This is a genomic window from Mycobacterium sp. (genome assembly GCF_049280035.1).
In the GTDB taxonomy this organism is placed as follows: Bacteria; Actinomycetota; Actinomycetes; order Mycobacteriales; family Mycobacteriaceae; genus Mycobacterium.
Genome location: NZ_JBAPPI010000021.1, coordinates 1 through 5,565, shown reverse-complemented (window position 1 = coordinate 5,565; position 5,565 = coordinate 1). Strand labels below are relative to the sequence as shown.

Sequence of the window (5,565 nt, the reverse complement as noted above, 5' to 3'; positions counted from 1 at the left end):
GTCCCACCGTCCGTCCCCATCGGTATCGACGTAGCCCGTCACGCCGTTCTCCTCGGCGCAGATTGCCCGGTCGGCTAGCCCATTACCGTCGCTGTCAAGCACCCGGTCGTCGACCTGGCCGTCGCCGTCGAAGTCCACCAGCGGCCCGCCGGTGTGCTCGACGCCGTCGAGCCCCAGCCAGCGGAGTTGCCCAACGGCGGTCTTGCCCTGCGCGGGCTGGCCCGCTCGCGGCGGACTCACGGCCACCGCCCAGGTCCCCGACCCGTCGTCGGTGAAGTAGCTTTCGGCGGTGCCGTCGTTGTCGAGATCGAGCACGGCATGGTCGGCGATACCGTCGCCGTCGAAATCGGCTAAGGCGTCATCGGCCAGACCGTCGCCGTCGAAATCCAGACTGACCGCATCCAGCCGGCCGTCACCGTCCAGGTCGATATCCGGGCCGCGGTCCCAGATCGTCGCCGTGCCGTCGCCCGCGCCCAAGCAGTACTCCATGCCAAGTGGGACGCCGCCGGGCCACTAGGGGTTCCCGGGGGTACCCCGCGCGCGCCACCAGGTCATCAGCTCAGCCGTCGCCTCATCCCGGGTCAGCGGGCCACGATCCAGCCGCAATTCTTTGAGGTAGTTCCACGCCTCCCCGACCTGCGGGCCCGGCGGAATGCCCAGCAGTTCCATGATCTGGTTGCCGTCCAAATCGGGACGGACCCGCTGCAGGTCCTCCCGGGCGGCCAGCTCGGCGATGCGCGCCTCCAGGCCGTCGTAGTTGGCCTGCAGCCGGGCGGCCCGCCGCCGGTTGCGGGTGGTGCAGTCGGCCCGCACCAACTTGTGCAGCCGAGGCAACAACGGTCCTGCGTCGGTGACATAGCGACGCACCGCCGAGTCGGTCCACCGGCCCTCGCCGTAACCATGGAATCGCAGATGCAGGTACACCAGCTGCGATACGTCGTCGACCATTTGTTTGGAATACTTCAACGCCCGCAACCGCTTTCGAGTCATCTTGGCCCCGACCACCTCGTGGTGATGGAAGCTGACTCCGCCGTCGGGCTCGTGCTTGCGGGTGCCCGGCTTGCCGATGTCGTGCAGCAGCGCCGCCCAGCGCAACACCAGGTCAGGGCCTCCTTCTGGAGGGGGGTCTTCCAAGGCGATCGCCTGGCGCAGCACGGTCAGCGAATGCTGGTAGACGTCTTTGTGCTGGTGGTGCTCGTCGATCGCCATTTGCATGCCGCCGACCTCGGGCAGCACGACTTCGCCCATCCCGGTCTGCACCATCAGCTCGATGCCGGCCACCGGGTCGTCGCCCACCAGCAGTTTGTCCAGTTCGGCTGCTACCCGCTCGGCGGTGATCCGGGCCAACTCCGGCGCCATCTCCTCGATCGCCGAGCGCGCCCGCGGGGCGACCGCGAAGCCAAGTTGCGAGACGAACCGCGCTGCGCGCAGCATCCGCAGCGGGTCGTCGCCGAAGGACTCCGACGGGATCGTCGGGGTATCCAGCACCCCGGCCCGCAGCGCGGGCAAACCGCCTAGGGGATCGACGAATTCGCCGGGTCCGGCTGCCGTGACGCGCACCGCCATCGCGTTCACGGTGAAGTCGCGGCGCACCAGATCGTCGCCCAGCGAGTCGCCGAAACGCACTTCCGGGTTGCGCGACACCCGGTCATATCGGTCGGCGCGAAAGGTGGTGATCTCCAGCCGATGTTCACCCTTGCCCACACCGACGGTCCCGAACGCGATGCCGGTGTCCCACAGCGCGTCTGCCCACGGCCGCAGCAACTTCTGCACCTGCTCGGGCCGGGCGTTGGTGGTGAAGTCGAGATCGGGGCTCAGCCGGCCCATCAGCGCATCGCGCACCGAGCCGCCCACCAGATACAACTCGTGGCCAGCGGCGGCGAACACCGAGCCGAGCTCGCGCAGCACGTCGCCGTGCCTGTTCAAGGCAACCGCGGCGGCGGTCAGCAGATCGGGATTGTCGGCGGCTTCAGGCACGTTCGGATAGCGTAGTCCGGCTCTCCCCCTAGTCGCTGCGCGACTGGAGGTGCCCCCACCCGGGCCGTTCCGGCCCGCATCGTCGCCCGAAGCGATGAGCCTGCTCTGCCGACGGGCAGTGCACGACCGGCGAGTGCGCCGGGGAGCGTCGTAGCACGCCAGCTACTATCGCTTGGGTGTCGGACGGCGAAAAAGCGCAACCACGTCGGCGCCGCGGGAGGCGTCGTGGTCGGCGCGGCGCCGGGTCCGGCCACGGCAAAACCGACAATGCGGCGATCGACGGCAGCACACCAGCCGGTGGCGAAAAGCCCGGTCCGTCCCGTTCCACCCGCCGCGGCCCCGAACGACTCCGAACTGTGCACGAAACGTCGGCTGGCGGACTGGTCATCGACAACATCGACAGACCCCGCGACGAGCAGGTCGCCGCGCTCATCGGCCGCGTCGATCGCCGCGGTCGGATGCTGTGGTCGTTGCCCAAGGGGCATATCGAGCTCGGTGAGACGGCCGAGCAGACCGCGATCCGCGAGGTCGCCGAGGAGACCGGGATCCAGGGCAGCGTGTTGGCGGAGCTCGGCAGAATCGACTACTGGTTCGTCACCGACGGGCGACGAGTGCACAAGACCGTGCACCATTATTTAATGCGCTGCTCGGGTGGAGAGCTGTCCGACGAGGACGTCGAAGTCGCCGAGGTGGCGTGGGTGCCGATTCCCGAGCTGGTGTCCCGGCTGGCCTACGCCGACGAACGCAAACTGGCCGAGGTGGCCGACGAGCTGATCGACAAGCTGCAGACCGACGGCCCGGCCGCGCTGCCGCCACTACCGCCCACTTCGCCGCGGCGGCGGCCGCAAACTCACTCGCGCACCCGAAACCGTCGGCCCGACGAGTCAGTGCGAGGCCGGAAGAACGGTCGCGGTCCCGGGCCGTGACCATGTCGCGGCTCCGGCAGGCCGCCGTCGTGCGCCTCGCCGTCGTGGTCGGCATCCTGACTGGTTTAGGAGCCGCGCTCACACTACCCATCGCCGCGCCGCGCGCCGCCGCGGGCGAGCCCGGCGCAACTCCGTTCGTCCAGGTCCGGATCGAGCAGGTGACCCCGCAGATGGTCACCACGACCAGCGAGCCCGTCGTCACCGTCAGCGGAACCGTGACCAACGTCGGAGACCGTCGGGTCCGCGACGTCATGGTCCGCCTCGAGCACGCCCCGGCGGTCAACACGTCGGCCGGGTTGCGCACCAACCTCGACGGCAGCACCGACCAATACGAGGCGGTTACCGACTTCCTGACCGTGGCCAGTGAGCTGCAACGCGGCCAGAAGGTCGCCTTCAAGCTGTCCGCCCCGGTCCGTTCGCTGACCAAACCCTCGCTGGCGATCGGCAAGCCCGGCGTCTACCCGCTGCTGGTCAACGCCAACGGAACACCGGACTACGGCGAACCGGCACGGCTCGACAACGCGCGGCTCCTGCTGCCGGTGGTGGGAGTACCACCGGATCCGCTGGACACCGCCGGTGACGCGTTGAGCGCCGTCATCGCGCCCGACATCTCCAAACCCGTCCCGATCACCATGCTGTGGCCACTGGCCGACCGGCCCCGACTGGCGCCCGGTGCACCCGGCGGCACGATCCCGGTGCGGTTGCTGGACGACGAGCTGGCGACCTCGCTGGCCACCGGCGGCCGGCTGGACATCTTGCTGGCCGCGGCCGAGTTCGCGACCAGCCGCGACGTCGACCCCGATGGCGCTGTCAGCCGCTCGCTGTGCCTGACAGTCGACGCGGACCTTCTGGTCACCGTCAACGCGATGACCGGTGGTTACGTCGTCTCCGACTCCCCCGACGGCGCTGCCCAACCACCGGGTACGCCGACGCATCCAGGGACCGGGCAGGCCGCGGCGGCGAGCTGGTTGAACCGGTTGCGCGCACTGGCTCACCGGATGTGTGTGGCCCCGCTGCCATACGCCCAGGCCGACCTCGACGCGGTGCAACGTGTCGGCGATGCCGGCCTCAGCGCGATCGCCACCAGTTCTGCCGGCGACGTCGTCGACCAAATCCTGGGCGCCACTGCGGTTCGCGGCGCCACCCTCATCCCCGACGGCTCGTTGACCCGCCGCACCGTGAACCTGTTGAGCGGCAACGGTAATACCGTGGTGATCGCTGCCGCCGACTCTTCCGCAGAAGAAACTGCCGCCGCCGCGCCGGCCCCGGCGGACACCGCGCCGCGGCGGTTGTCGCCGCAGGTGGTGGTCGAGCCGTTCGACCCCGCGGTTGGCGCTGCCTTCGCGGCAGCCGGCTCCGATCCGGTCGCCCCGACTTACTTGAACGCCGCGCTCGCGGTTCGGTTTCAGCACGACTCCGAGACCGCCCGCCGTCAGGACGCGCTGGGCTCGGTGCTGTGGCGGACGCTGCAGCCGAGCGTGACCCCGCGCGCCGAGGTTCTGTTGCCGCCGACCAACTGGAAACTGCGGTCCGACGACGCGGCCGCCATCTTGAGCACGCTGGCGACGGCGATCCGCTCCGGGCTGGCGGTGCCACGTCCGCTGCCGGCGCTGATCGCCGACGCATCAGCCACTCCACCCGTCACCGCCACGCCGCTCCATTCCGGCGTCGAGGCAGCCGAACGCGGCCGGTTCGATAACAGCGTCGTCGCCACGATCGCTAGCGAGGTGGGCCAGCTGTGGGGGCTGACCGCGGCGTTGACGCCCGATGCTCGCACCGGGCTGAGCGGTGTCGGCTATACCGCGCCGCTACGCGAGGACATGCTGCGTGCCGTCAGCCAGGCCCAACGACCCGACACCCGCAACGGGCTGGCACAACGGCGGCTGGAAATCGTCGGCGCCGCGATAGCTGACTTGTTCGGCGCGGTCACCATCGTCAACCCGACCGGGTCCTACACGTTGGCCACCGAGCACAGCCCGCTCCCGCTGGCCCTGCACAACGGGCTGGCCGTCCCGATCCGGGTGCGACTGCACGTCGAAGCCCCGCCCGGGATGCGCGTCACCGATCTCGGCGAAATAGAGTTGCCGCCGGGATATCTGCCGTTGCGGGTGCCGATCGAAGTGAACTTCACCCAGCGGGTGGCCATCGACGTGACGTTGCGCACCTCGGCCGGTGTGCCGCTGGGCGAGCCGGTGCGGCTGTCGGTGCACTCCAACGCCTACGGCAAAGTGCTGTTCGCGATCACGCTGAGTGCGGCGGCAGTGCTGGTGGCGCTGGCGGGACGACGGCTGTGGCACCGCTTCCGTGGCCAGCCGGATCCCGCTGACCTTGATGGTCCGCAGGACCGGCCGGATCGCCAAGCGGATCGCCTCGTCGACGAAGAGCCCCGCGTTTGACGTCCTCCTCTGGCTGAAGCCAGAGGATCCAATCCAATCCACTACCTATGCGGCAGGAGAGCAGAGTTGAGGTTCACGGTTCGTAGACCGGCTAGCGCCGAGGTCTCCCCGTGCTGTCACCGCCCGTCCGGCGGCGATATTGCGTGCAGCGTTCACGTCGGCGTTGCACGGACCCGCGTTGCAGGCTTGGCACTGGAAAACCGCTTGGCTCTGACGGTTTCCGGGCGCGGTGTGCCCGCACACGGCGCATCGTTGCGATGTGTACG

5 protein-coding genes are annotated in these 5,565 nt (G+C 69.4%); 2 read left to right on the top strand and 3 right to left on the bottom strand.

All coding sequences use genetic code 11. The features are described 5' to 3' along the window. A partial coding sequence (locus WAN71_RS00730; protein ID WP_422223495.1) for a pullulanase occupies positions 1 to 489 on the bottom strand: 489 nt, incomplete at its 3' end. 24 nt (positions 490 to 513) lie between these two features. Beyond that, on the bottom strand, positions 514 to 1,977 hold the full coding sequence (locus WAN71_RS00725) for a CCA tRNA nucleotidyltransferase (RefSeq protein WP_422223494.1): 1,464 nt from the start codon (positions 1,975 to 1,977) through the stop codon (positions 514 to 516). 176 nt (positions 1,978 to 2,153) lie between these two features. Here WAN71_RS00725 and WAN71_RS00720 point away from each other — a divergent pair, with 176 nt between their 5' ends. After that, positions 2,154 to 2,903, top strand: a complete 750-nt coding sequence (locus WAN71_RS00720) for an NUDIX hydrolase (RefSeq protein WP_422223493.1) — start codon at positions 2,154 to 2,156, stop codon at positions 2,901 to 2,903. Further along, positions 2,900 to 5,299, top strand: a complete 2,400-nt coding sequence (locus WAN71_RS00715; protein ID WP_422223492.1) for a hypothetical protein — start codon at positions 2,900 to 2,902, stop codon at positions 5,297 to 5,299. Before WAN71_RS00720 ends, WAN71_RS00715 begins: the two co-directional genes overlap by 4 nt. 45 nt (positions 5,300 to 5,344) lie before the next feature. Here WAN71_RS00715 and WAN71_RS00710 read toward each other — a convergent pair. Beyond that, positions 5,345 to 5,565: zinc ribbon domain-containing protein (locus tag WAN71_RS00710; protein WP_422223491.1), on the bottom strand; the 221-nt coding region annotated here is incomplete at its 5' end.